Origin of the sequence: Cobetia amphilecti, assembly GCF_032923285.1 — a bacterium.
Lineage (GTDB): Bacteria > Pseudomonadota > Gammaproteobacteria > Pseudomonadales > Halomonadaceae > Cobetia > Cobetia amphilecti.
The window spans coordinates 1,567,765-1,592,834 of record NZ_CP136695.1 but is presented as its reverse complement, the minus strand read 5'-3'; the positions used below and the strand labels follow the sequence as shown (position 1 = coordinate 1,592,834).

The following is a 25,070-nucleotide window of genomic DNA, read 5'->3' as shown; positions in this document are numbered from 1 at the left end:
GCCGGCGAAGCCCCAAAGCTTGGCAGAGGCTGTCAAAACGCTAAGGCGAAGGCCTGCCGGCTTGTTGGCGACCGCCAAGCGGCTAGGCGACTACGCCTCACTGACACAGAAATCACCATGATTCACCCACTACTTATTGCCGCCACTTGCCTGGCGGCTTTCTTTTGCCTGCTCGCCGGTGGCTGGCTCGACACACTGCTCACCAAAGATGACTGATATGACCCGCGATCAACTGATGGCAAGCCTGATGCACCTCCCCCACCCGTGGCCACGTCCCGAGACGGACTGCAACCTCCCGACCGATAACGGCCACGGCGATCTCGAGGGCTGGATCAAAGGCCCAACCAACAATGAATGGCACTACGCATGGATCGGCGCCCATGAGCGCCGCATCGTCATCACCCGGGAACAATGGGAAGAGGCGCTGCTGGTACACGTCCAACATCTCGAGCGACCTGTCAGCGATACAGTCAATCCAAGGGCTTGGAATGGAGAAGGGCTGCCACCGGTGGGGAGCATCGTGACGCTCGATTCAGATCACGGCGGATACGCAGAAGTCAGGGTGATCGGCCATACACTGCGCGGCGGCAATGCCGTGGTCGAAGGCAAGCGACGTGGCGTTGAAGTGTGCGCTCAGTCTGAGCTACGCCCCATCCGCAGCGAGCGCGAGACGGCCATTGAGGACATGAAGCAGATCACCAAGGCCGCGGCTGACGCTCATAAGCGCGAGCTTCACGGGGCACTGTCGGAAGAGTACCTGCTGGGAGCGCTCTACGACGCAGGCCATCGCAAGGTGAAGTCATGAACGTCATTGACCTCTTCGCCGGTGCCGGTGGATTCAGCACCGGCGCCAGCATGGCCGGCTGCAACGTGGCCTGGGCCGCCAATCATTGGCCGGATGCTGTCGAGTGGCACAGCCGCAACCATCCGGACGCAGCGCACATCTGCCAGGACCTGCATCAAGCGGATTGGAGCCAGGTGCCCGCGCATGACCTGATGCTGGCGTCGCCCTGCTGTCAGGGCCACAGCAAAGCGCGAGGCAAGGCCAGCGGCAACCCTCAGCACGATGCCAGACGCTCGACTGCCTGGGCAGTGGTATCAGCTGCCGAGTATCGCCGGCCGCCAGCCATCCTCGTGGAGAACGTACCCGAGTTCCTCGATTGGCAGCTCTACCGCCCCTGGGTGCTGGCCATGCAGGCGCTGGGCTATGCCGTCAGCCCGCATGTGGTAGATGCCGCTGACCTCGGCGCCCCACAGAACCGCATCCGCATGTTCCTGGTACTCACCCAGTCCGCCCAGCCGCTCAAGCTGAACCTGCCGACACTCGATCACCTGCCGGCTGCCAGCTTCATCGACTTCGAGGCGGGCCGCTGGCAGCCCATCGAGAAGCCCGGGCGAGCCGCCGCCACCCTGGAGCGAGTGCGCGCGGGCCGTGCCGCCCACGGTGACCGCTTCCTGATCAGCTACTACGGCAACACCAAGACGGGAAGATCGCTGGATCGCCCCATCGGCACCATCACCACGCGCGATCGCTGGGCCATCGTCGATGGCGACCGCATGCGCATGCTCAGCCGGTGGGAATGCCGGTCGGCCATGAGCTTCCCCGACACCTACCAGCTGCCGGACAACCACCGTCTCGCCGTGCATCTGCTCGGCAACGCGGTATGCCCTACCCCGGTCAGCCACATCATCAAGGCGCTGCAGCAAGCCGCATAACACCTTGACTAGTAGCTTGAAAGATCACCATGTATAACTAGCCATCATAGCCTTATGGAAATAGCCATATGAATGGACTGAGTGATCATGATCGGGAGATTGTGGAAACAGCCAAGGCCAGTGCAAAGAGCATACGCAACACAATCGCCTCCGAGCTCTTGAGCTGCCCTGATGGTGATGGTGACGACCCTCCATTAACCATCTTCATGGCTGGTGCCCCCGGTGCAGGAAAAACGGAAGCATCTAAGGAGATAGCATCTCAATTTAACATTTTACGCGTAGATCCTGATGACTTCCGAAGCAACTTACCAGGCTACGATGGCAGTAACTCACGTCTTTTCCAAGGCGGAGTATCTTTGATCGTTGAGCGCGTCTTCGACAGGCTGGTAAGGAGCAGGAAGAGCTTCCTACTGGACGGCACCTCTGCTAACCTCAAGAAGGTTAGAAGCAATATCCAAAGGGCTCTGCAAAAAGGTCGCCTTGTAAGACTTTGGTATGTGTACCAAGACCCCTTGACTTCATGGGAATTCGTACAGGCCAGAGAGATAGTTGAGGGTAGAGGGATCCCCTTAGAATCCTTTATAGATCAGTATTTTAGCTCCCGTCTTGTGGTAAACGAGATGAAAAAGGAGTTTGGCGACGACCTTAGCATCGACGTCCTACGGAATCTGTCAACATAGTTGGCACATGAAGTGGTTCTGGCTTTTTAAAATCCTACTGCCTGCGGTACCGGATCCCGCTCCGGATTCAGATGCACTATCTCCGGCAGATCGAGTTTCCGGATGTCGCCTGACCACCGCTCCGGGTGACGCTGCTTCGCGGCCTCGAAGACCTCTCGGCGCTGCGTCAGAATGCCTTTGGCCTCGCCGTTATGACGCTGGCTCGGCGTGACGTAGCGAAGGGCGCTGTGCCGGTGCTCATGGTTGTACCACTCGGTAAATTGCTGAACCCAGTCCTGAGCCTCGGCCAGGGTGGCGAACCCGTCGACGGGGAAGCCCGGCCGGTACTTCAGCGTCTTGAAGGCCGACTCGGCGAAGGCATTGTCGTTGCTGACTCGCGGCCGGCTGTACGATGGTGTGATGCCCAGGTCATAGAGCTTTTCCAGGAAGGTCGCTGCCTTCATCGGGCTGCCGTTATCTGAATGCAGAATCAAGGGTTTATGACGATCTGTCAGGCGCTCTCGCCAGCAGGCTTTCTGAATCAACTCAGCAGCCAGCTCGCCAGTCTCTGTTTCATAGATCTCGTGCCCGACGATCTTGCGACTGAAGACGTCCATGATCAGGTACAGATACCACCAAGTGCCGCGCGCGGGACCGGGCAGCCACGAAATGTCCCAGCACCAAAGCTGGTTCGGCGCCGTCGCCTGGTGAGTGGTCGGTGGGCGATTACGCTGAGGGGCCTGCTGTCGGCCCCGGTGATGTTGCTGATCATATTCATGAAGCACTCGGTATATCGTCGACTCAGAGGCCAGATAGTGGCCCTTGTCAGCCTGATCGGCCACGATGAAGGCCGGAGGGCGGCTTCGATATTCTGGAGCGTTGCACAACGCCACGATCGCTTTTCGCTCCTCGGGAGATAGCTTGTTGGCGGGTTCCGGGCGATCGGCGCCGGGGCGGCGGTCCGCCGTCACTTCGCCTTCTGCGACCCAGCGGAAATAGGTCCGCACGTTGATGCCCATCACCTGACAGGCCTTGACCAGCCGAGCCCCGTCACGCTGGGCGTCTTGCACCAGGGTCACGATGTGCTGGCGATCCGGGAGGCTGGTCAGTCGTCCTCGTCGTGGGTCGTGCCCCAGATCGCCTCGGCTTTTTTTGACAGGGCCAACAGGGCCGCCGTCTCGGCGAGGGCCTTGTCCTTACGGTGCAGCTCGCGCTCCAACTTACGGAGCCGCTTTTGCTCCGCCTTGCGAGCCTGGCGTTGTTGCTTGGCCTGCGCTGCCACGTCGTCGTTGGCGTTCATGCAGGCATCCCGCCAAGCCTCCACCTGCTCGGGGTAGAGCCCACGCTCGCGGCAATAGGCACTGAGTTCGGCCGCGTTCATCGGGGCCGTCTCCAGGACGATCTGGAACTTCTCCTGGCTGGTCCACTGGTCGGGCTGGGTGGAACGTGATGGCAAAACTTGTCCTCGCTCTCTGGCCTGTTTCCGCCAATTGTAGAGGGTTGTTGCGGTGATGCCTTCCTGTTCGGCCAATTCCGGGATGGTCATGCTCGTAGGCGGCGCCATCTTCTTGAGGATGGCTTCCTTACGTTCTGTGGAATAACGCACGTTGATCACCTCTCAATCCGTTTAGGTGACAACTACGCTGGCAGATAGGGCCTAGTCAAAGACTTTACCGATCCAGACCCTGAATTTCATGAGGACGTAGCAAGTGTAGATTGCATTTGCCCAACCTCTCGTACTCGTGAAGATCTTGCTAGAGCCCTAGCAGCAAGGAGTAAACCTGATGACACCGAACAAGGAAACGAAGACAGCAGATCGAGCTAGTCTCTCTCGCTACCTCCGTGATACCCCGCCCCAAGAAAAAAGCAATTTCTTCAAAGCTGCGCTAAAGAGGGCTGCAGCACAACAGAAAGAAATGGTGAACTCGGCTAGACCGAGATAACAACCGCGTCCCAGAAAACCCGCCACATACGGCGGGTTTTTTTATGAGCCACTCCTACATGAGTGGCTTTTTTTGTGCCTGCAGGGAGGCCGTATGCGCCAGATATCGCAAGCATCGTGGGAGCCGCCAGCGCATGGGCCATGCCCGCAATGCGGTGGCAGCGGCACATTTCGAGGCGTCTTCCATATCTCCCCATGCGCCCATTGTCACGGTACCGGGTACGCCGCAGAAGATGGTGAAGCACTGCCACTGGCAGACCTGATCGTGATGATCAGCCAACGACGAGATCACTGGCGCCGCAAGTACACCTTGGTGATGCAGGTGCCCGGTGTGCAAGACGCGATGGCCAATCATGCCGCCGCGCAAGAAGAGCAGGCCCTGGGCTACAGCTCGGGCCGTTATCAAGGTGACTAGACAGGAGATGATCATGACAGACACAGCCACACACCAGCCGCTGCGCTTCCTCCGCACCCGTGAAGTCTGCGAGAAGATAGGCCGCAGCCGCTCATCACTCGAGAAGCTGCTTGTGAAAGATTCCAACTTCCCGCGCCCTATCAAGGATGGCATTGGCCGGGCATCGACCAACTATTGGTACGAGCATGAGGTTGAAGCATGGATGAGCCAATGGGCTATGCAGTTACGTCCCGCTGACGACGCTTGAACTTGTCCCGCTTGGCCTTGGTCATGCCGACTTCCAATGCCTCAAGGTAGTCGGCATACCATTGCATCATCTTCCGTCTCTGCTCAAGGTACGACGCCTGGTTGTACACGCCCTCCAACCCGATCGGCTTGTGCGCAAGCTGCATCTCCGTCCACTGTAACGGCCACCCATGCTCACTCAGCAGCGTCTTGGCCGTGTGGCGGGCACCATGCCCCGTCATCCTCTCCTTATACCCTGCATTCGAGAAGCAGCGATTTATCGCAGCATCCGACAGGACAGGTAGCTTTGCCCCCTCCCCAGTGAATACATACCTCGATCGTCCAGAAAGAGGACGCATCTCTTCAAGCGCTTGCAGTGCTTGACGGCAAAGTGGCACGACATGATCGCGGCGCATCTTCATCTTCTCCGCGGGGATGTGCCACGACTTGCCCTTGATCTCGCTCCATTCCATCCATCGCACCATGCCTGGCCGCGATGCCGTCCACACGACCATCCAAGCAGCCAAGCGGGTAGACCGGCGGCTGGTTGTCATACGCAGCGCACGCAGAAAGTCTGGTAGATCTTCTTCCAGTAGATGAGGACGAGGCTTGGAGACTGGTGCCGGCGCCGCAACGTCCAGCAGGTTCGAAGCTGGGTTGTTCTCGCAATAGCCGTGAGCAATGGCGAAGTCGAAGATCCGGCGCAGAAAAGCCCGGGACTTCTCGGCAATATTGAAAGCCTTGCGGGCCTCAATGCCTTTCTGAACGCGCACGCAGTCAGCCCGTGACACATCAGCAACTGCCAACTCTCCCAGTGCAGGCAACGCATCATTATCGAGCCAATGCCTCATCTTGGTCAGCGTCTTGGCCGATCTCCCCTGCATCTGCTTGTGCTCGTACCACTGCTCCGCGACAACCCTAAAGGTCCGGACACCACCGCCCCCTCTAAGGTGCTCCCGGGGATCAATGCCGTCGGCTACCAGCTCGGCAATCTGGATAGCTTGAGCTCGCGCTTTCTTGGCCTTGGTGTCCGGGTAACCCCCTACTCCCATGAACGACCACTTTTGCGTGATCGGGTGTTTGTAGCGAACCTCCCAGCGCTTGCGGCCAGTTGGCGATACGACGAAGTAGAGACGGTCCAGGCCATAGGACTCGCGATACTCACGCGCTTCTGGCTCGAGGGTAGACAACACGGTGTCTGCAAGCGGTCGCCGCTTGATAGCATCACGCTTCATGTATGGTGCCCATGTATGGTGGAACCTCACCATACACCACACCATACACGAGCCTCTAGAGTGGATGCATGTATAAATATACAGTATTACGGACGCAATAAAGGTAAAACAAGGAGTTACGAGAATATAAGAGGAGGGTAAAGCAGGGAAAAAGAGGGGCTTGGCGCCCCCTGCAGGAGTCGAACCTGCGACCTGCCCCTTAGGAGGGGGCCGCTCTATCCAGCTGAGCTAAGGGGGCGTAGCGAGCGGAAGTATAAGCCATTGAAGTGGCGAGATAAACCCGACAATTGCTGCACCGCCTGCTTCACGCCCCTTCGTCGTCATCCACATGCTGGAGGCGCTGGAGCAATAACCTGAAGGCATGCTCCACGCCTGATTTCGGTGTCATGCCCCAGGCTGGCTGAGACAGCCTCATGAACATGCCTTCCCTATCCTTTCGACAATCGGGCCTCCGCGTCGCCAATCACCTCTGCCATCGGGCGCGGGCGCCCCAGCAGGTAACCCTGAACTCGCGAGCAACCCATGCGCCGCAAGACTTCGAGTTGCTCCGTCTCTTCCACGCCTTCCGCCACGACATCGAGTGACAGGGCGCTCGCCATCATCAGCATGGCACGCACGATCTCGTTGCCCGTGGTATGCGTGTCTGGCGATTCCTCATGAGACAGGTCATTGATGAAGCTGCGATCTATCTTCAGCTCCTTGAGCGGCATACGACGCAAACGCGACAGATTCGAGTAGCCGATGCCGAAATCATCAATCGAGAAGCTCAGGCCCAAGGCTGCCAGCTGGTCAATCTTCTCGAGCATTGCCGCTTCATCATCCGTCGCCAGGCTCTCGGTGATTTCCATACGCAAGAGCTCAGGCGCGAAGTCATGTTGCGCCAACAGCCTGGTGACCTGCGGCACGAACTCGCTGCTACGGAACTGCACCTGACTGACATTGACCGCCATCGGTAGCGCATAGCCTCGAGCGGTCATGGCGGCAAGCTCGCGACAGACCTGCTCCAGCACCCAATGTCCCAGCTCGAGAATCAGGCCGGACTCCTCCGCGATGGGGATGAAGGTCGCTGGCGAGACCATCCCAAGCTGCGGGTCATGCCAACGCAGCAATGCCTCGGCGCCACACAATTGCGGCTCACCACTTTCGGGCAGGGAAAATTGCGGCTGGAGGTGGACACTCAGCTGCTGGCGAGACACGGCCTCACGCAGCGCGTGTTCCATCCGAGCGGCATCGATGATGCGTTGGCGCATCTCGGGCGCGAAGAAACACAGCCGTGCACGCCCGGCCCCCTTGCTCTCATAGAGCGCGATATCCGCTTGATGCAGGAGGTGACTCCAGGCATCACTCTCTTCTCTATCAATTTCGTCATGCTCGGCCTTGCCAGCCGGCAACACTTGCTGAGAGCAGGCGCCATAGCCTTCCTCATGACGCGGATAGAGCGTGATGCCCAACGAGCCGGTCAACTGATGCGTTCGCCCTTCAAGCTCCAGCGGCTCCTGCAGTCGCTCCAGCATCTGCTCCGCCACCTGGCGCGCTCGGCTAGCCGCTTCGCGCGGCCCACCGGCTCTCGGTGCCAGCAGCACGATGAACTCGTCTCCCCCATGGCGCGCGAGGAAGTCCTGCGGGCCCAGCATCTCTGCCAGACGCGAGGCGACCTGCTTGAGCGCCAGGTCACCGGCATCGTGACCGAGGATATCGTTGAGACGCTTGAAGTGATCAAGATCCAGGAACATCAGCGCGCCCATCTCGCCGGGCTGGGCCTGCTCCGCCAGCTCACAGAGATGACGACGCACGAGGCGCCGGTTGGGCAAGCCGGTCAACGAGTCGTGCAAGGCCTGATGCGTCAGCTGCTGGTCACGTCGATAGCGTTCGATCGCCAGCCTGGCCACCTTGACCGCCACTTCGAGCAAGCCATGGTGAGTTGCATCGAAGACCTCGCCTGTCTCGGCATAGAAGGCAAAGCTGCCCAGCGGATTATCCTCGCCATCGAGAATCGGCATCGACAGGCAGGCATCCAGCCCCAACGCATGCGGATGCTCACGGAAGCCCTCCCAGGCAGGTTCCTGCGCGATGGAAGGCGTCATGACCGGCTTGCGCCGCCACATCGCCGTCCCACAGGTGCCCACGCCTTCCCCGATCTTCAAACCACGGGTGAACAGCATAAAGCTTGCCGGCAGGCTGGGCCCCTGACCTGCCACGATGGTGCGGCCCACATCATCCAGCAGCAGCAACGAGGAGCGCACCTGAACCGCGGCGCCTTCGATGGTCAGGCACAGGTCGCGCAGCGTCTTGTCCAGAGACTGGCCTGCCGCCACGGCTTCCAGCAGCTCAAGCTGGGAATGGCTCAACATCAAGGCCCGGTGCATCTGGGTAATGTCCGTCTGCAGCCCCAGATACCCTTCCACCCGCCCCCTGGAATCCTTGAGTGGAATGCAGCGCAGCCGCAATCGCAGTGGTTGGCCATTGCTGTCGTAATGCACCAGCTCCTCATCGCTGGGTTCGCCGCGGCGGCGCTGTTCACGCAATCGGGTGATGACCAGCAGATCGGATGCCGGCCCCATCAAAAATTCACTGGGCACCTTGCCGACCACCTGCTGCTCTCGATAGCCGAGAAGCTGCTCAAAGGCGGGGTTGACCCAGCGAATGCGCCCTTCGAGGTCATAGCAACAGACGCCGTTGCTGGTGTGATCCAGCAGCTGATTCAACAAGCCTTCGGCTTCCTGGCCATTGGCGGGCCGGGAAGTGCTCGGCATGGTGCCAAACGATGTGGTGTCACTCACTGGCGTATCCTCAGCAGACTCCTCTGCGATCCTGGCTGGATGACATGCCGAGCCTCAGGACTCGGCGAATTACCAGCACCAGCGTGCCGGATCCTCGGCACCAGTATGCGGCCTATGTCTCAGTGATATTAACCCACTGCGATGCGTTGAATATGAGTCCAGCGTCATTCGATCGGCACTGGCGTCGATCATCATTCGGCTCTCGAGCGCCGCACAGGCCTTTGAATCGAGCGCGTTCACTCCCACAACACTGACAACGCTCACATTTCAGATGCCCTGACAGCATGATCCACTCGGCAGCGTCGGGCGTAGTACACACATCACGCCATTCGCCACGGAGAGCCACTCCTTGAACGCTCTGCTGCCCTTTGTGTCAGTCACACTCTGCATGCTGCTATCGGGATGCGGGCCGCACTACCTTGCGGCCAATGACATCCACCAGGCCCCTTGCCTTGATGAATCCTCCGCCTCACGCCATCTCGTGACCCGCGACGCCACGTCGCTGGCATGGGAGTCCTGGCAACCTGCGCAGGCAACCCCTCAACGCGCCATGCTGCTTGGCCTGCACAGCTACGGCGACTTCCGGCTGGCATATGCCGATCTGGGCCCGTGGCTGGCCGGACAAGGCATCGTGACCTACGCCTATGACCAACGCGGTTTCGGGGAGTCCAGCCAGCAAGGGCGATGGCCGGAGTCCCCGTTGCTGGTCGAGGATCTGGTGGACGCCATCACGGTACTGCGCCAGCGCCACCCGAACCTCCCCTTGATCGTGGCGGGAGAAAGCATGGGCGGCTCGGTGATACTCAATGCCCTCGCCCAACATCCGGCGCTGTCGATCGATGGCAGCCTGCTCGCCGCCCCGGGCGTCCGCGGCGGCATCCGCTGGCGCTATCTGTACAACGCAGGACTCTGGACGGCGGCGCACCTTATCCCAGCGACCAGCGTGGAGGTGCCACGCAGGTACCCCGAAGGAGAACTTCAGCCCGCAGCTGCCGGGCGGTTGGCCAAGGATTCCCGCGTCGTGCATTCCGTGCGCCTTGATGCCTATTACGGCCTGATTCGCTTCACGGATCACGCCAGCGATGACATCGCAGCACTTTCTGCTGACACACGACTGCCGCCCACCCTGCTGTTGCACGGTGATCGCGATGAGACCGTGCCCCGTGTGGCCATCGAGCGGCTGGTCAGCGACTGGCCGAGCGCCTCACGCGATACGCTCGAGATTCATTACCTGCCCGAGGCGCCCCATCTGCTGCTGCAATGGCACGACAGTGACCAGATACGTGGGCGGATAGCACACTGGTTGGACCAGATCCTGCCAGCGCCCGCTTCGTGAGCGTAAGAACAAGGGTAAGTGCGAGAACGAGGCGATGGACGTGACACGCCGCGTCGTGCCGATAGCGCGTGCCTCACAAACAGCAACGCCCCGAACAGGGTTCGAGGCGTTGCTGTCTATCTATCTAACTACCGCCCCTGCGAGGGGCATGCTGACCGCTAACCAGCAATCACTGACGCGCGGTCTTCAGGGCATCAGCCAGTTCACGGGTCAGGGCGTGCACGGCTTGAGTACCCTGCTCCGGCGTCTCGGCATTGGCCTGCAGGTCGATCAAGGCAGAACCGACCACCACACCGTCGGAGAAACGCCCGATCCGCGCCGCCTGTTCAGCGGTACGGATACCGAAGCCGACCGCGACCGGAATATCGGTATGTTCACGAATGCGACCGACCTCGGCCTCGACCTTCTCGGCAGTAGGTGCCGCGCCGCCGGTCACGCCATTGCTGGAGACGTAGTAGAGGAAGCCCGAGGTGTTGGCCAGCACACCCGGCAGACGCTCGCTGTCGGTGGTCGGCGTAGCGAGGCGAATGAAGCTGATGCCCGCTTCGCTGGCCGGGACGCACAGCTCGTCATCGTGCTCCGGCGGCAGATCGACGACGATCAGGCCGTCGACGCCTGCCTCGCTTGCCTGCTCGAGAAAACGGCTCACGCCACGACGATAGATCGGGTTGTAGTAGCCCATCAGCACGATGGGAGTGTCCTGATCGCGCTTGCGGAACTCGCTGACCATCGCCAGGGTGCGGTCCATGGTCTGGCCGGCCTTCAGGGCACGTTGGGTGGCATGCTGAATGGCCAGACCATCGGCCATCGGGTCCGTGAACGGCATGCCCAGCTCGATGACATCGGCGCCTGCGTCCGCCATGCCGAGGAAGGTCGCGAGGCTGGCATCGTAGCCGGGGTCGCCCGCAGTGATGTAGGTCACCAGCGCGGCACGATTCTCGGCGCGCACGGCAGCGAAGCGACGGTCAAGACGGCTGCTGGCAGTAGTGTCGATAGCGGAAATGCTCATCAATAGACTCCGGATTTGCTGGCCTGCAGGCATCGATGACACCTGCAGGCGAAGAAGGCATGGGGCGCTCAGACTCGATCAGCGACTGACGACTCTGACGCCGGGCAACACGTGACAGACCCGGGCTTACTCGCCGTCAGGGTTCAGGCCCAGTTCGTCGGCCAGGTGATGAGTCACGGTGGCCATGTCCTTGTCACCACGGCCGCTCAGGTTGACCACCATCAGGTGGTCCTTCGGCAGGCCCGGCGCACGCTTGATGACTTCCGCCAGCGCGTGGGAGGACTCCAGCGCCGGAATGATGCCTTCTAGACGGCACAGCATCTTGAAGGCGTCCAGCGCTTCCTGGTCGGTCGCGGCGACATATTCGGCACGCTTGATGTCATGCAACCATGCGTGTTCCGGACCGATACCCGGATAGTCGAGCCCGGCGGAGATGGAGTGCGCATCGCCGATCTGACCTTCTTCATCCTGCAGCAGGAAGGTGCGGTTGCCATGCAGTACGCCCGGCAGGCCGCCCTTGAGGCTGGCGGCATGACGCGGAGTCTCAAGACCTTCACCAGCGGCTTCGACACCGATGATCTCGACGCTTTCCTCATCGAGGAACGGGTGGAACAGGCCCATCGCGTTGGAACCGCCGCCGATGCAGGCGACCAGCGAATCCGGCAGACGCCCTTCCTTCTCCTGCAGCTGCACGCGGGTTTCCTGACCGATGATGGACTGGAAGTCACGCACCAGCTGCGGGTACGGGTGCGGCCCGGCCACGGTACCGATGATGTAGAAGGTGTCATCGACGTTGGTGACCCAGTCACGCAGCGCCTCGTTCATGGCGTCCTTCAGCGTGCCATCACCGGCGGTGACAGGCACGACCTTGGCGCCCAGCAGCTGCATGCGCTGCACATTGGGCTGCTGACGATGGATATCGGTGGAGCCCATGTAGATCACGCAGTCCAGCCCGAAACGCGCCGCCACGGTGGCAGTCGCCACACCGTGCATGCCGGCACCGGTCTCGGCGATGATGCGCTGCTTGCCCATGCGGCGAGCGAGCAGTACCTGGCCCAGCGCGTTGTTGATCTTGTGAGCCCCGGTATGCATCAGGTCTTCACGCTTGAGATAGATCTTGGCGCCGCCCAGCTGCTCGGTCAGACGCTCGGCGAAATACAGCGGGCTCTGGCGGCCGACATAGTCCGCGGACAGACCAGCCAGCTCCTCGGCGAATGCCGGGTCCTGCTTGGCGGCTTCATACTCGCGCTGCAGGTGCAGAATCAACGGCATCAGCGTCTCGGCAACGAAGCGGCCGCCGAAATCACCGAAGAAACCCTTGGCATCAGGCCCTTGGCGCAGGCTGGGGGTAGCAGTCGTCTGGCTCATGCTGAACTCCTCGAATCGTGTCAGTGGCTGGTCTCACATACTGCGCAAGGCATCTGCGGGGCCAGCGATATGGTGATCATCCTAGCGCTGCAGGCACTGGAAGAAAAACGATAAATTCGCCAAGATGTGTGAGAAAATCTCACAGATGGTCGAGACGGTCATTGCCGCGCAGCCACTCTTTCCATGCCAATGACACGTCCAGCACTTGCTCAGGAGACACACCATGGAGCGCACCGAGCTACTGCCTCCCCTCAATGCCCTGCGCACCTTCGATGTGGCAGCTCGCCATGAGAGCGCCTCGCGCGCCGCAGAGGAACTGCATGTGACCCACGGGGCCGTCAGCCGTCAGATCCGCCAGCTGGAAGACGCACTCGGCACACGCCTGTTCGATCGCGCCGGGCGGGGCCTGACGCTGACACAGGCCGGCCGTGAGCTGGCGACCGCGACCCGTCATCACCTTGGCGGTCTGGCACGCGTATGCGGGGCACTGGCACGCAGTGATGCGCGGGCGCCCTTCGTGCTGAGCTGCCCGGGGTCGTTTCTGGCACGCTGGTTCATTCCGCGACTGGGGGCACTCAAGGACGCCCTGCCGGAACTCGAGCTGCACCTGACCGCCAGTGATGACAACGAAGGGCTGCGCAATGGCGTGGACGGTGTCCTGCGCTTCCAGACGCCGCCCTTTGATGACGCCGAGCATCAGGAGACGCGCGTGCTGGGCACCGAGCGCATCGGGCCCGTCCTGCGGCCCGACAGCGAGTGGCTGAGCGAGGCATCCAGTCCCCCTTCCCCCGAGGTTCTGCTGGGCCTGCCCCTGCTGCATACCCGATCACGCCCGCAAGCCTGGCCAGATTGGTGCTCACGCCAGGGACTATCCAGTGAGGGGCTTGATTACGCGCAAGGTTTCGAGCACCTCAACTACCTGCTCGAGGCGACACTGGTCGGACTGGGCGTCGGCATCGCGCCGGACTATCTGGTGGAGGAAGACCTGCGCAGCAAGCGTCTCGTGGCCCCCTGGGGGTTCGTCGAGACCGAGGCATGCCTGACGCTGACATTGCCGCAGGTCGGCCGCGCTCGTGCTCGCCACCCGCATGCCGAGGCGCTGGGCGAATGGCTTGCCCGGGAGCTGGCGACGGCACCGCCCCACTAGCCACACTTTGTGACAGGCATAAAAAAAGCCAGTCACAAGGACTGGCTTGCCCGGACATGTATCCAGAGGATAGCGCCGGAAAGATCGTGAATCCGCTCAAGGAACCATCGCAACCTGCAACGCAGGCTGGAAGCGAGGATGGGCGAACAACCCTGCGCATTGAACGACGCAGCCACCCTCGGCAGAAATGATCGAGGAGCCATGACTGGCTCGACTCGAAGACTTCACGTCAGGTGGCCAGTCCTTATCCGAGATGGAGGACTCGAAATGAAGGGTGACGGCCTGACGCGTTTCAACTGTCAGCATCATATCTTTTAGTCCGCGAACAAAAAAGGGCCCAAACAGCAACAGACCTTTGCTGGAGAAGCACCATCAATCGCTCGCATGGCCGACCGGTATCAGTGACAGCCAGGGGCTGCAGCGCCCTTGTCCGAGGCGAGGGCCCCCGAGGCGCGATTCGGCGGATTGTTGCCGCCGAGTAACAGGCGCTGAATGTCCGTGGCCGCCATCGGCTTGTAGAAGTAATAGCCCTGGATCAGGTCACAACGCATCTCGCGCAGCAACTCCAGCTGCTGCTCGTTCTCGACTCCTTCCGCGACTACCTCCAGCCCGAGGCGATGACCGAGGAAGACCGTGGCCTCCATGATGGCGCGGTCCTTGGGCTCCTGGGCGCACTCGATCACGAAGGAGCGATCTATCTTGAGCGCCGTCACGGGCAACAACTTGAGATAGCTCATCGAGGAATAGCCGGTGCCGAAGTCATCGATGGCGATCTTGTAGCCACGGTCGTAGAGCGCCCGCAGGCTGTCGCGCACCTTGATATCGGCATCGATCAACACGTTCTCGGTCAGCTCGATACCGATGTCCCGCGGTGTCAGCCCGTATTCCTCGACGTAGGCCTCAAGGCGGGTGAAGACGTCCGAGCTGATGGCCTGGCGTCCGGAGATGTTGATGTCGATCCGGTAGCCCTTCAGCCCCATGGCGCGCCATTCGGCCTGCTGACGACACGCCTGGCGGATGACCCAGTCTCCCAGACGCTCGATCAGATTGGTGCGCTCGGCGACCTTCACGAAATCGGAGGGCGGAATATAGCCCTCGGGAGAATGCCAGCGCAGCAGCGCCTCGAAGGATTCGATGCGCTCACTGCGCGCCGCCACCTGCGGCTGATAATGCAGCGACAATTCCCCTCCGCCGTCCTGATTCAGCAGCGCCTGCAGGCGTCCGGCCAGATGGTGCTGATGCAGCATCTCGTTGCGGACTTCCTGATTGAAGAACTGATAGCCATCGCGCCCGGCCAGCTTGGCACGATGCTTGGCGACATCGGCATTGCGCACCAGCTCGGCCGCCTCGCTCCCATTCTCGGGATACAGGCTGATGCCGATACTCAGGCGCAGCAGCAACTGGCGCCCTTCGATCTCGAAGGGTCGCTGGAAGTCCTGACGAATGCGCTCGACCACCGACAGGGCATCACTCTCGTAATCCAGTCGTGGCATCGCCAGCACGAATTCATCGCCACCAAAGCGCGAGAGCAGATCCTGATTGCGCTGGAAGCCCTGCAGACGCTTGGCCACGCTACGGATGACGCGGTCACCCATCTCGTAACCGAGGGTGTCATTGATCTCGGTGAAATGATCGATATCGAGAAACAGCACCATCAGGGTGTCGTCATGACGCTGACATTCACTGAGCGCCTCGCCGAGTTCGCTCTCGAAGGTCTGGCGATTGGGCAGCTCCGTCAGGGGGTCGAAACGCGTCATGTAATCCAGATCACGCTGGACCTTGCGCTCACCCGCCAGATCGATGTCGATACAGAACATCAGCGGGTTGTCAGTGCGCTCTCCCAACATCACATGGTGAGAAAAGACAGGCACGGGGGCGCCTGACTTGTGCTTGAGCTCAAGTTCACTGGAGGGGATCTCGATACCCTGAGAGACCCAGGCATGGTGTGCGTCCACCACGACATCTGCCATCGTCTCCGGGATCACCAGAGTTTCCAGGCATCGTCCACGAGCTTCCTGCTCGCTATAGCCGTATAGCCGCTCGCTGGCCTCGTTCCAGTAGATGACGCGGCGCTGGCTGTCATAGCCCTGAACGGCGACGCGCGGCAGACTTTCCAACAGCTCTCGAAAGCGCTGATCACTGACGGGAAGTCCCTTGCTGGTCGAGAGGCCAACCATACTCGTCTGCATGACCGCCTCCTGCGTATGCTGATGATGTGACACCTGACGCTTGCGAGATAGCATGATGCCCGCAGTTGCGCCAAGAATCACCATCAGTAACGCGGTTGGCCATCGACCCAGCATGCTCTGGCCCCACATCACCACCACCATCAACGTCAGTACCACGGCAATGATGACGGGACGAGAGCACAATATTCCGGCGGCCCTGCTGGCCTGGCGGAACCCTTTAGCCATGTTGAAGGATACCTCCGCTGCCGTCCTTCGCCTGTTCGCCGGACTTCGGCGGGGCAGATCAACTCGTGACGGAATGTCACTTCGAACGAGTTCTCTCACACGCAGAACGAGTTCTTGTCGTCATGAGAAAAGTCTAAGGGTCTGCTGCGCGTAAACCCAGCGTCTTGCAGCGCCTCTCGATCACTATCCTCAACGCTTCATGCAGTGCCAGGCGGCCTGAACATGCGTTGCGCTGCTCGTCTGCAAAGGGCGAAGAATAGCGCTAATGACTTACATAATACCAGTCGATTAGATTACTCATACCTCGATATTGGCCATGTACCCATATTGATGATACTTGCGCGAGATTAGCGTGTTACCGCCATGGTACGGGTTTGACTATCTCGTGCGCACCTTCCCATTCTCCTCGACGTTGCCAATGCAACACCTTCCATTTGCGCCCAAGCGCACAAAACGTCGAGGAATTTCATATGAACATCGCAAATCGTGGCGTACGTCAACTGGCCGACTCTTCCCGCAAGATCACCCTGGAACAGGGCGGCCTGGTGGAGCACTACCCGACCCCCAAGACGGACACCACCCCCTTGCGCCTGCCGCTTGCCTCGCAGTACTGGCCGGAGGCAGTCCACGAGGAGCTGGCACGCCAGCATTGGAGCAAGGCATCCATCACCTCCCAGATCGACCTCGAGGCCTGGCAGGGCTTCCTGAAGGACCTGCCGCGTGACCCCTACGTCAACACCCGCTGGAAGCGCATGTCCTGGCTGCACCTGAACGACCAGCATGAAGTCGAGACGCTGGGCGAATGTCCGATGGCGCAGGGCGGCAAGTTCAATGACGCCGCCAGCATGGCTGACCGTCTGCGCTATTACGCACCGCTGGAAGAGAGCTTCACCGAGCGCGAGGATGTGCGCGCCTTCGTGAAGGCCTGGGCCGACATGTGGGGTATCGGCCCGCGTGAACCGATCCTGATGCAGATCACCGGCGTGCGCGGTGATGGCACCATCGATCCTCTCCAGGGTCAGGGCATCCACGCCGATGGCTGCAAATACCTGAGCATCCTGGTGCTCAACCGCGAGAATGTCAGCGGCGCCATCAACACCCTCTATCAGGACAAGGCAGGCAAAGAGCTGCTGACCACCACGGAGCTGGCCCCGGGCGAGGTCCTGCATATCCACGATGACCAGCTGTTCCACAGTGTCAGCTCCATCACCCAGGAGAACGCCGGCGAGCACTTCGAGCGCTTCATCATCATCATCAACTGCTCGTTCATCGACGAGTTCCAGAACCGCATGCTGCGTCGTCATTTCCCGGACGCCGTCCTCAACGACTGCGAGTGAGCAACGGATTGCTCGCGAGCCATCGCAGCGAGACGCATCGCAACTTGCGGCGTCGTCTCATCTGAAGCCCCGCCGCGCAGAAGCCACAATGCCGATGTCCCTCGATACGTGAAACCCTGTTCTGAGCGCCTGAATCCCTGAGCGCCCAAGCGCCTGAGCACCTGAGTATCTGAGTATCTAAGTACCCAAGTGCCTGAGTACCTGAGTACCTGAGCACCTGAGCCTCATGGCGTCAGACACAGAAAAGAAGAAGGAGAACCTGCCATCAGGTGACGCACTGTCACAAGATGCGCGCCGACGAAAACGTGCATGTGCAGCACCCAGCGCCAGCCGGGCCACCGGCTGGCGCTTTTATATGCCACAGAGCGCCCGCTTCGCGCTTGTCTTGAATCATGCATCTGCCCTGTTACACGATTCTTCCTTCTTCTCTCTCTTCTCTCTCTTCTCTCTCTTCTTATCTCCTCTTCATTCTGCTCTCTTCACTCTTTCCTTGTTCTCGCTTTCTCCTCCTTCATCCCCTCCTCTTGTTCTGCTCTCCCGCACCGCCGCGCTTTGCATTACTCTGGTGTCTCGCGCTTGGCACTCTCGCCTGTCGAGACGCGCTTGATTACATCGTCGCTGTGGCGGCGCTGCCCTCCCCTCTATGCATCAGGGACCTCTCATGACCTTTGAAAGCGGGCTGACCTTCTTCATTGCCATCTTCCTGTTTGGCATCACCCCCGGGCCTGGCATCCTGGCGCTGCTGGCGCGCGGCATGAGCCAGGGTGGCAATGCCTGCGTGCCGATGGCCGTGGGCATGAGTCTCAGTGATGTCTGCTACATGCTGGCGGCGGTGTTCGGCCTGTCGGCACTGGCCACGCATTGGGGCGAAGTCTTCGTGGTCATCCGTATCCTGGGCGCCGCCTACCTGCTCTATCTCGGCTACAAGTTATGGACGAGCTCACCGACGCTGGATGAGACTGATGTCCCCAGGCTACGTGGCAACTGGTGGAAAGGGTTTCTGCAGGGCTTTCTCATCTCGGCCTCCAACCCCAAGGTCATCCTGTTCTATATCGCCTTCCTGCCCACCTTCATGGATATCACCCGGCTGTCCGGCAGCGATATCGTGATCGCCGCCGGACTCAACCTGAGCGCGTTGCTGCTGGGCGTGGTGCCGGTGGGCTATCTCGCCGGGCGTGTCCGCCGCTATCTGCGTTCGGCGAAGGCGGTCAAACGCCTCAATCGCAGCGCCGGCGGCCTGATGATCGGGGCAGGCGGCTATCTGGCATTGCGCGGCTGACGCCTGAACGACGCTCCCCGTGACGCGAGCGCCTTGCACAAACACAAACGCCCCTGCCGATTGGCAGGGGCGTTTGTGTCGAGAGGCATGGGGTGGGATTGCAGAGCGCTTGCGCTCAATCCACGGCGCCAGTGCACGCTGTCGATGCTGACGTCAGCACCAGTGCACTGCGTTTGCCGTCGTTACTGGCGGATACCTTCGATGACCAGATACAGATCGACAGTGGCCGCATTCGGGCCAAGCTTGGATGTATCGATGCCGTAATCGGCGAGCTTCAGCGTGGTGGTGCCTTCAAAGCCCTGACGGTAGCCGCCCCACGGGTCTTCACCGCCGCCGATATGATCCACATCCAGGGTCACGGGCTGCGTCTGGCCGTGCAGCGTCAGGTCGCCCTTCAGCTTGCCGGAACCATCGCCAGTGGACTCGAAGCCGGTCGAGGTGAAGGTCGCCGTCGGATATTGGGAGACATCCAGGAAGTCGGCCGACTTGATGTGCTTGTCGCGTTCGGCGTGGGCGCTGTCCAGGCTATCGACATCGACCTCTACCGACACCTTTGCATCTTCCGGCTTGCCCTGGTCATAGGAGAAATCACCACTGAACTCCTTGAACTGCCCCAGCACGTAGGAGTAGCCCAGATGGCTGATCTTGAACTGGATGAAGGCGTGCTGGCCATCGGTATCGATCGTGTAATCGGAGGCCTGTGCCTGACCCGCCATCAGCGGCAACGACGCCGCCATGAGACCTGCCACCAGTGACTTGCCGAGGAAGGATGTCTTGTTCATGTTGGTGCTCCTTGAGAGGTTTCGTCACATCTGGCGTTCGAGCGTACCCAACGCCTTCCTTTTCGTCAGCGCAGCGGCCGAATCATGCGCCGCAACGTGTCCTGCCCATCCAGCAGGTGATGCTTGAATGCTGCCGCCGCATGCCCCAGCGACAGGATGATCAGAACGCAGGCAGCATACCAATGCACCTCACCTGCCAGCGATGCCTGATCCTTCAGCCCCGAGATCACTGCCGGCACCTCGAAGAGATCGAATACCTTGATGCCACGCCCGTCAGCGGTGGAAATGAGGTAACCCGAGATCATCACCACCAGCATCAGCACGTAGAGCAGCACATGCCCGACCAGCGCCGCGCGCTGTTCATTGCGCGTGCCGTGCGCCTGCGGGGTCGTCTGGCTCCAGCGCCAGGCGAGCCGCACCAGCGTCAGCACCAGCAATATCACCCCGACCGAGCGATGCCACCACGGACCGAGCTGGTACCAGGCATCGTAATAGCCAAGCGACGTCATCCACCAGCCCAGCGCGAAGAGCCCGACGATGGCCAGCGCCGACAGCCAATGCATCACGATGACAGGCCAGCCCCAGCCCCGTCGAGAATTACGCCACATGAGGTGCTCCTGATGACAGTCTCCACCTGACCATCGAGCTGGCAGGTTCTTTGAGCAAGAGCTTAACCAGTGCCCGAACGGACGCCAACCCTTGAGGGCAACACCAGCGAAATTGTCCAGAGACACCAACGCCCGGCAGAACCGGGCGTTGGTGTGCAAAGGCAGGCGTTACGGGACTCAGCTCGCGAGGCGATCAAGTCCGCGCGCCAGATCACGCTTGATGTCGTCGAGGTCTTCCAGGCCGACAGCAATACGCAGCAGGCCCTCTTCGATGCCGGCGGCCGCTTTCTGTTCATCGCTTAGGCGACCGTGAGTCGTGGTGGCTGGGTGCGTGATGGTGGTCTTCACGTCGCCCAGGTTGCCGGTGATCGACAGGATGCGCGTCGCATCGACCACCGACCAGGCCGCCTCGCGGCCGCCCTTGACCACCACCCCCAGCACCGCACCGAAGGCCTTCTGCTGGGCCTTGGCCAGTTCATGCTGCGGATGGCTCTCAAGTCCGGAGTAATGCACCCGCTCGATGGCCGGATGCGATTCCAGCCAATGTGCCAGCGTCAGCGCGCGTGCACAGTGGGCTTCCATGCGAATGTTCAGCGTCTCCAGGCCCTTGAGGAAGACCCAGGCGTTGAAGGGGCTCAGGCACGGCCCGCAGGTACGCACCACGCCATAGACCTCCTCCATCAGCGAGGAGCTTCCCACCACGGCGCCACCCAGCGTCCGGCCCTGACCATCGAGATACTTGGTGGCGGAGTGGATGACGATATCGGCGCCCAGCGTCAGCGGGCGCTGCAGGGCCGGCGTACAGAAGCAGTTGTCGATGGCAAGCCAGGCGTCGTTCTCATGGGCCAGCGCCGCCAATGCCTTGATATCGCCAAGCTCGGACAGCGGATTGGACGGCGTCTCGGCGAACAACAGCTTGGTGGCCGGCGTGATCGCGTCGCGCCAGGCATCCAGATCCTTCAGTTCGACGAAGCGCGTGGTGATGCCCAGCTTGCCGAAGTACTTGGTGAACAGGCTGACACTCGAACCGAAGATGGAACGCGACGCGACGATTTCATCGCCGGATTCCAGCAACGCCAGCACGGTGGACATGATCGCGGCCATGCCGGAACTGGTTGCCACGCAACGCTCACCGCCTTCCATCGCCGCCAGGCGCTCCTCGAAGAAGCGCACCGTCGGATTGGTGAAGCGCGAGTAGATGTTGCCGGCTTCATCGCCCCCGAACTTGGCTGCGGCCTCAGCGGCGCTGCCATAGACGAAGCTTGAGGTGGTGTAGATGGGCTCGCCGTGTTCCTGCTCGGCACCGCGCAGGTGACCGGCACGGATGGCGAGCGTCTCGAGGCCCAGCTCATCGCGGGAAAGACCGGCGCGGGAAAGATTGTCGTCGTGCATGGTGTCCAGTACCTCTACTGATGGAATCTACTGCCCTGTGAATCACGATCCAGCGTCACGCGCCGCTGTGACATGTCGCGTCTTCAGCATTTCGGGTCGCGTCGACAGCAAGAAGAAGAAGGAAAAGCGATGCGCCAATGTTACCGGTTTTGAACGCGCAACGGGCCCCGGATTTCTCCGGAGCCCGTTGCGGTTCGCTCATCGCGTGATTGCCTGCCGAGGATGGCAGGCAGCCGGATCAGTCGAGATCTTCCGAATCGTTGTGCAGATCCACCACCGCGTGGGTCTCGCCAGCGCTCTTGGCGCCATCATTGCGCGAGGCACGCAGGTCGTTCAGATAGGCTTCGTCGATATCGCCGGTCACGTAGACACCGTCGAACACGGAGCAATCGAACTCATCCAGCGCCGGATTGACTTCACGACAGGCGTCCTTCAGGTCGTCGAGGTCCTGATAGAACAGGCGGTCAGCGCCGATCAGGTCCGCGATTTCCTTCTCGGTACGGTCATGGGCGATCAGCTCTTCCGCCGCCGGCATGTCGATGCCGTAGACGTTGGGATAGCGAACCGCCGGTGCTGCCGAGGCGAAGTAGACGTTCTTGGCGCCCGCTTCGCGCGCCATCTGGATGATCTCGTTGCAGGTGGTACCGCGCACGATGGAATCGTCCACCAGCAGCACGTTCTTGCCGGCAAATTCGATATCAATGGCGTTGAGCTTCTGACGCACGGACTTCTTGCGCAGTGTCTGACCCGGCATGATGAAGGTACGGCCGATATAGCGGTTCTTCATGAAGCCTTCGCGGTAAGTCACTCCCAGATGCTGGGCCAGCTCGAGGGCAGAGGTGCGCGAGGTATCGGGGATCGGAATCACGACATCGATGTCCTGCTCCGGCCATTCCCGCACGATCTTGTCGGCCAGCTTCTCGCCCATGCGCATGCGGGTGCCATAGACGTAGGCACCGTCAAGCAGGGAATCCGGACGCGCCAGGTAGACGTGTTCGAAGATGCACGGCTTGAGAACCGGATCATCCGCGCACTGCAGGGTGTGCAGCTCACGCTCCATGTCGATGAATACCGCTTCGCCCGGGGCCAGGTCACGGATCAGCTCGAAGCCGGCGACGTCGAGCGCCACGGATTCGGAGGCGATCATGTACTCGACGCCTTCGGCGGAGTCACGCTTGCCGAAACACGCCGGACGGATGCCGTGCGGATCGCGGAAAGCGACCAGGCCAGTGCCGTTGATGATCGAGACGGCCGCGTAGCCGCCCTTGCAGCGACGATGCACACGACGCACGGCATCGAACACATCACCGGCGCCCAGACGCATGCCCTGCTTGCCCAGCTCGTGAGCGAAGACGTTGAGCAGCACCTCGGAATCGGAGCTGGTGTTGATGTGACGCAGATCAGAGGAGAACAACTCCTGCTTGAGCTGGTCGGAGTTGGTCAGGTTGCCGTTGTGCGCCAGCGTGATGCCGTAAGGCGAGTTGACATAGAACGGCTGTGATTCCGCCTCGCTGGAGGAACCGGCGGTCGGGTAGCGAACATGGCCGATCCCCATGTTGCCCTTGAGACGCTGCATGTGACGAGTGCGGAAGACATCACGCACCAGACCATTGCTCTTGCGCAGCAGGAAACGACCTTCGTGCCAGGTCATCATGCCCGCGGCGTCCTGCCCGCGGTGCTGCAATACGGTCAGCGCGTCATACAGCGCCTGGTTGACCGAGGCGTTGGCCATCAAACCTACAATCCCGCACATCCCGTCATTACCTCACTAATACACACTTGGATAGGGAAGCGCACGCTGGCGACTGCCGGCGCCCGTCCATATGGCAATATGAGTGCTCACACGGCGCAATTGTCAGGCCTGCCCCCCATGCAGGCAACACCTGACCGATGGGTCAACCCCTTCGACTGCCCCGCATGAGGCTTCAGCAACGCGTGCCGAATGCCGAAAACGACAACGCCGGGCCACGATGCCCGGCGCTGAAAATCCTGCCTGTCACTGCTCACCACCCGCGTTGCGGCTTGCGGCCTCGCCAGCGGTGCTGCCCCTGAGCAACGCCTCCAGCGAGGGCTGGCCCTGCGTGGCATCCTGGCGCGTGAACGACTGCAGCGCCTGCTGGCTGAGGCTGTCGCTCAACGCACGCCCTTCTCGCTGGGCGCTTTCGATCAGACCGCTGGCCTGCTGCTTGAGCCGGTTGCCGCTGGTGGAATCCGGCAGCGACACGCTCTGGCCCCAGTCACCGCCCGTATCCCATTCACGATAGCGAGCCAACGACCAGTCGCGCAGCTGCTCAAGCGTCGGCCGCAACTGGGCGGCCTGCCAGTCGGCGCTGTCACGCAGGGGCGTCAGCCCCACCACGGCGGTGATCAGCACCAGTATGACCGCCGCGCGCAAGGCGCCGAACACACCGCCGAGCAGACGATTGAAGCCGCCCATGCCGACCGCATGAATCAAGCGTTCCAGCAGGCGCAACATCAGCCCCCAGATCAGTACGCTCACGATCACCACCAGCACGAAGCCGACCGCGGTGCGGATGCCCGGCGAGACGATCATCTCTTCGAGCAGGCCACCCACCTCGGCGCCGAACTGGCGTGCCGCGACCAGTGCCACCAGCCAGCCCGCCAGGCCCAGGGCCTCGCTGAGCAGACCCCGCATCAGCCCCAGCAGTACCGAGATACCGATCAGGCCCAGACATAGCCAATCGATCCAGACCAGCTCGTTCACTCACCCTCCTTGCGTCGTACCAGCAGGCCCTTGATATTGACCTGCTGCTGCAAGCGCGAGCGTGCGGACTCACCGATCTCGGAAGACTTGTACGGGCCGACGAAGACAACGGTCAACTTGCTGCCACGCGGGATCCGGTATGCCGCGAAACCCTTGCCCTGCAGCTCCTTCTGGAGACGCTCGGCATTGGCCGGGTCACCGAAGCTGCCGACCTGCACGGCCCAGCCACCGGCGGAAGACGACGGCGCATTCGAGGCAACCGCAGGCTTCGGTTCAGGCTTGGGCGCGGGCTTGGCAGCGGGTTCCGGTTCCGGTTCCGGTTTCGGTTTCGGTTCCGGCTTTGGCTTTGACTGCGGCTCGCTGCTGGCCACAGAGCGGGTCGGCGACAATTGCTCGGCCTCGGCGACACGGCCTTGGGACTCGGAACCGTTGTCACTGCCAGCACCCGGGTCACTGTCACGCACCTTGCCGTTGCTGTCGACGAAGGTGATCGGCACATCCGTGCCGATCTTCAGCTCGCTGGGCGGCTGCGGCTCATCGACGTTGGAGCGATCGATATCCACCGGCTTGCCAAGCGTCATCACCGGACTCGGGCGCTCATCACGGGCCGGCGGCTCATCGAAGAGCATCGGGATGAAGATCACCCCCAACGCCAGCAGGATGACCGCACCGCTGATTCGCTCGCGTTTGCCATATTTCAT

At 61.2% G+C, this 25,070-nt stretch carries 21 protein-coding genes and 1 tRNA gene; 9 read left to right on the top strand and 13 right to left on the bottom strand.

The genetic code is table 11. From position 1 onward, the window contains the following. The first annotated feature begins 217 nt into the window (after positions 1–217). From R1T44_RS06810 to R1T44_RS06800, 3 genes are all read left to right on the top strand, one after another. Positions 218–805: a hypothetical protein gene (locus R1T44_RS06810; protein WP_317292787.1), complete on the top strand. Its 588-nt coding sequence runs from the start codon at positions 218–220 to the stop codon at positions 803–805. After that, positions 802–1,716 (top strand): DNA cytosine methyltransferase, encoded by a 915-nt coding sequence (locus tag R1T44_RS06805; RefSeq protein ID WP_317292786.1) that lies wholly within the window; start codon positions 802–804, stop codon positions 1,714–1,716. The genes R1T44_RS06810 and R1T44_RS06805 overlap by 4 nt, the downstream gene beginning before the upstream one ends. A gap of 68 nt (positions 1,717–1,784) precedes the next feature. Then, positions 1,785–2,396 carry a zeta toxin family protein gene (locus R1T44_RS06800; RefSeq protein ID WP_317292785.1) on the top strand — a complete coding sequence of 204 codons (612 nt, stop codon included), beginning with the start codon at positions 1,785–1,787 and terminating at the stop codon, positions 2,394–2,396. 26 nt (positions 2,397–2,422) lie between these two features. On the opposite strand, the gene R1T44_RS06795 is transcribed toward R1T44_RS06800, so the two are convergent. Continuing rightward, positions 2,423–3,939 (bottom strand): IS3 family transposase gene (locus R1T44_RS06795; RefSeq protein ID WP_317292928.1). Its coding sequence is split into 2 segments (ribosomal slippage): positions 2,423–3,502 and positions 3,505–3,939, totalling 1,515 coding nucleotides; the frame shifts between segments, so codons are not numbered across the junction. Positions 3,940–4,411: 472 nt separating this feature from the next. Between R1T44_RS06795 and R1T44_RS06790 the strand changes: the two genes are divergently transcribed. Together R1T44_RS06790 and R1T44_RS06785 are read left to right on the top strand one after the other, a co-directional pair. Further along, the gene (locus R1T44_RS06790) at positions 4,412–4,732 is read left to right on the top strand and encodes a hypothetical protein (RefSeq protein ID WP_317292784.1); all 321 of its coding nucleotides are present in this window, start codon (positions 4,412–4,414) and stop codon (positions 4,730–4,732) included. Between the two features lie 13 nt (positions 4,733–4,745). After that, a complete protein-coding gene (locus tag R1T44_RS06785; protein WP_317292783.1) occupies positions 4,746–4,979 on the top strand; it encodes a helix-turn-helix transcriptional regulator in 234 nt (77 codons plus the stop codon). Here R1T44_RS06785 and R1T44_RS06780 read toward each other — a convergent pair. From R1T44_RS06780 to R1T44_RS06770, 3 genes are all read right to left on the bottom strand, one after another. Then, positions 4,948–6,192 (bottom strand): tyrosine-type recombinase/integrase, encoded by a 1,245-nt coding sequence (locus R1T44_RS06780; RefSeq protein ID WP_317292782.1) that lies wholly within the window; start codon positions 6,190–6,192, stop codon positions 4,948–4,950. The two genes, R1T44_RS06785 and R1T44_RS06780, sit on opposite strands and share 32 nt — an antisense overlap. Before the next feature lie 161 nt (positions 6,193–6,353). Beyond that, positions 6,354–6,430, bottom strand: a tRNA-Arg gene (locus tag R1T44_RS06775). A 190-nt stretch (positions 6,431–6,620) separates the two neighbouring features. Next, a complete protein-coding gene (locus R1T44_RS06770; RefSeq protein WP_153635336.1) occupies positions 6,621–8,972 on the bottom strand; it encodes a sensor domain-containing protein in 2,352 nt (783 codons plus the stop codon). Positions 8,973–9,360: 388 nt separating this feature from the next. Here R1T44_RS06770 and R1T44_RS06765 point away from each other — a divergent pair, with 388 nt between their 5' ends. Further along, positions 9,361–10,308: an alpha/beta fold hydrolase gene (locus R1T44_RS06765; RefSeq protein WP_153635335.1), complete on the top strand. Its 948-nt coding sequence runs from the start codon at positions 9,361–9,363 to the stop codon at positions 10,306–10,308. A 169-nt stretch (positions 10,309–10,477) separates the two neighbouring features. Here the strand turns inward: R1T44_RS06765 and trpA are convergent, their stop codons facing one another. Next, on the bottom strand, positions 10,478–11,317 hold the full coding sequence (trpA, locus tag R1T44_RS06760; RefSeq protein ID WP_153635334.1) for a tryptophan synthase subunit alpha: 840 nt from the start codon (positions 11,315–11,317) through the stop codon (positions 10,478–10,480). Between the two features lie 126 nt (positions 11,318–11,443). Further along, positions 11,444–12,685, bottom strand: a complete 1,242-nt coding sequence (gene trpB, locus R1T44_RS06755) for a tryptophan synthase subunit beta (protein WP_054554923.1) — start codon at positions 12,683–12,685, stop codon at positions 11,444–11,446. A 223-nt stretch (positions 12,686–12,908) separates the two neighbouring features. On the opposite strand from trpB, the gene R1T44_RS06750 reads away from it, so the two are divergent. Next, positions 12,909–13,832 carry a LysR family transcriptional regulator gene (locus R1T44_RS06750; protein ID WP_054554924.1) on the top strand — a complete coding sequence of 308 codons (924 nt, stop codon included), beginning with the start codon at positions 12,909–12,911 and terminating at the stop codon, positions 13,830–13,832. Positions 13,833–14,230: 398 nt separating this feature from the next. On the opposite strand, the gene R1T44_RS06745 is transcribed toward R1T44_RS06750, so the two are convergent. Further along, on the bottom strand, positions 14,231–16,021 hold the full coding sequence (locus tag R1T44_RS06745; RefSeq protein WP_225347763.1) for a putative bifunctional diguanylate cyclase/phosphodiesterase: 1,791 nt from the start codon (positions 16,019–16,021) through the stop codon (positions 14,231–14,233). A gap of 695 nt (positions 16,022–16,716) precedes the next feature. Between R1T44_RS06745 and R1T44_RS06740 the strand changes: the two genes are divergently transcribed. Beyond that, positions 16,717–17,583, top strand: a complete 867-nt coding sequence (locus R1T44_RS06740; RefSeq protein ID WP_084589647.1) for a 2OG-Fe dioxygenase family protein — start codon at positions 16,717–16,719, stop codon at positions 17,581–17,583. A gap of 661 nt (positions 17,584–18,244) precedes the next feature. Next, positions 18,245–18,862 (top strand): LysE family translocator, encoded by a 618-nt coding sequence (locus tag R1T44_RS06735; protein WP_054554925.1) that lies wholly within the window; start codon positions 18,245–18,247, stop codon positions 18,860–18,862. Between the two features lie 182 nt (positions 18,863–19,044). Here the strand turns inward: R1T44_RS06735 and R1T44_RS06730 are convergent, their stop codons facing one another. The 6 genes from R1T44_RS06730 to R1T44_RS06705 form a co-directional block, all read right to left on the bottom strand. Further along, positions 19,045–19,644 (bottom strand): YceI family protein, encoded by a 600-nt coding sequence (locus tag R1T44_RS06730; protein WP_043336921.1) that lies wholly within the window; start codon positions 19,642–19,644, stop codon positions 19,045–19,047. A gap of 65 nt (positions 19,645–19,709) precedes the next feature. Next, the gene (locus tag R1T44_RS06725; RefSeq protein WP_153635333.1) at positions 19,710–20,252 is read right to left on the bottom strand and encodes a cytochrome b; all 543 of its coding nucleotides are present in this window, start codon (positions 20,250–20,252) and stop codon (positions 19,710–19,712) included. A 177-nt stretch (positions 20,253–20,429) separates the two neighbouring features. Further along, positions 20,430–21,644 (bottom strand): O-succinylhomoserine sulfhydrylase, encoded by a 1,215-nt coding sequence (locus R1T44_RS06720; RefSeq protein ID WP_153635332.1) that lies wholly within the window; start codon positions 21,642–21,644, stop codon positions 20,430–20,432. A gap of 238 nt (positions 21,645–21,882) precedes the next feature. Beyond that, positions 21,883–23,397 (bottom strand): amidophosphoribosyltransferase, encoded by a 1,515-nt coding sequence (gene purF / locus R1T44_RS06715; RefSeq protein ID WP_043336916.1) that lies wholly within the window; start codon positions 23,395–23,397, stop codon positions 21,883–21,885. Positions 23,398–23,640: 243 nt separating this feature from the next. Further along, entirely contained in the window at positions 23,641–24,369 is a 729-nt protein-coding gene (locus tag R1T44_RS06710; RefSeq protein WP_153635331.1) for a CvpA family protein, read from the bottom strand. Beyond that, positions 24,366–25,070, bottom strand: coding sequence for an SPOR domain-containing protein (locus R1T44_RS06705; RefSeq protein ID WP_286987360.1), 705 nt, complete (start codon positions 25,068–25,070; stop codon positions 24,366–24,368). Before R1T44_RS06705 ends, R1T44_RS06710 begins: the two co-directional genes overlap by 4 nt.

Bases quoted from the DNA above. Each gene is read 5' to 3' on its own strand.
- R1T44_RS06750 (WP_054554924.1), top strand. From the start codon at position 12,909: ATGGAGCGCACCGAGCTACTGCCTCCCCTCAATGCCCTGCGCACCTTC.
- R1T44_RS06725 (WP_153635333.1), bottom strand. From the start codon at position 20,252: ATGTGGCGTAATTCTCGACGGGGCTGGGGCTGGCCTGTCATCGTGATG.
- R1T44_RS06730 (WP_043336921.1), bottom strand. From the start codon at position 19,644: ATGAACAAGACATCCTTCCTCGGCAAGTCACTGGTGGCAGGTCTCATG.
- R1T44_RS06705 (WP_286987360.1), bottom strand. From the start codon at position 25,070: ATGAAATATGGCAAACGCGAGCGAATCAGCGGTGCGGTCATCCTGCTG.
- trpB (WP_054554923.1), bottom strand. From the start codon at position 12,685: ATGAGCCAGACGACTGCTACCCCCAGCCTGCGCCAAGGGCCTGATGCC.
- R1T44_RS06720 (WP_153635332.1), bottom strand. From the start codon at position 21,644: ATGCACGACGACAATCTTTCCCGCGCCGGTCTTTCCCGCGATGAGCTG.
- R1T44_RS06735 (WP_054554925.1), top strand. From the start codon at position 18,245: ATGACCTTTGAAAGCGGGCTGACCTTCTTCATTGCCATCTTCCTGTTT.
- R1T44_RS06745 (WP_225347763.1), bottom strand. From the start codon at position 16,021: ATGCAGACGAGTATGGTTGGCCTCTCGACCAGCAAGGGACTTCCCGTC.
- R1T44_RS06740 (WP_084589647.1), top strand. From the start codon at position 16,717: ATGAACATCGCAAATCGTGGCGTACGTCAACTGGCCGACTCTTCCCGC.
- R1T44_RS06810 (WP_317292787.1), top strand. From the start codon at position 218: ATGACCCGCGATCAACTGATGGCAAGCCTGATGCACCTCCCCCACCCG.
- R1T44_RS06785 (WP_317292783.1), top strand. From the start codon at position 4,746: ATGACAGACACAGCCACACACCAGCCGCTGCGCTTCCTCCGCACCCGT.
- trpA (WP_153635334.1), bottom strand. From the start codon at position 11,317: ATGAGCATTTCCGCTATCGACACTACTGCCAGCAGCCGTCTTGACCGT.
- purF (WP_043336916.1), bottom strand. From the start codon at position 23,397: ATGTGCGGGATTGTAGGTTTGATGGCCAACGCCTCGGTCAACCAGGCG.
- R1T44_RS06805 (WP_317292786.1), top strand. From the start codon at position 802: ATGAACGTCATTGACCTCTTCGCCGGTGCCGGTGGATTCAGCACCGGC.
- R1T44_RS06780 (WP_317292782.1), bottom strand. From the start codon at position 6,192: ATGAAGCGTGATGCTATCAAGCGGCGACCGCTTGCAGACACCGTGTTG.
- R1T44_RS06800 (WP_317292785.1), top strand. From the start codon at position 1,785: ATGAATGGACTGAGTGATCATGATCGGGAGATTGTGGAAACAGCCAAG.
- R1T44_RS06790 (WP_317292784.1), top strand. From the start codon at position 4,412: ATGCGCCAGATATCGCAAGCATCGTGGGAGCCGCCAGCGCATGGGCCA.
- R1T44_RS06765 (WP_153635335.1), top strand. From the start codon at position 9,361: ATGCTGCTATCGGGATGCGGGCCGCACTACCTTGCGGCCAATGACATC.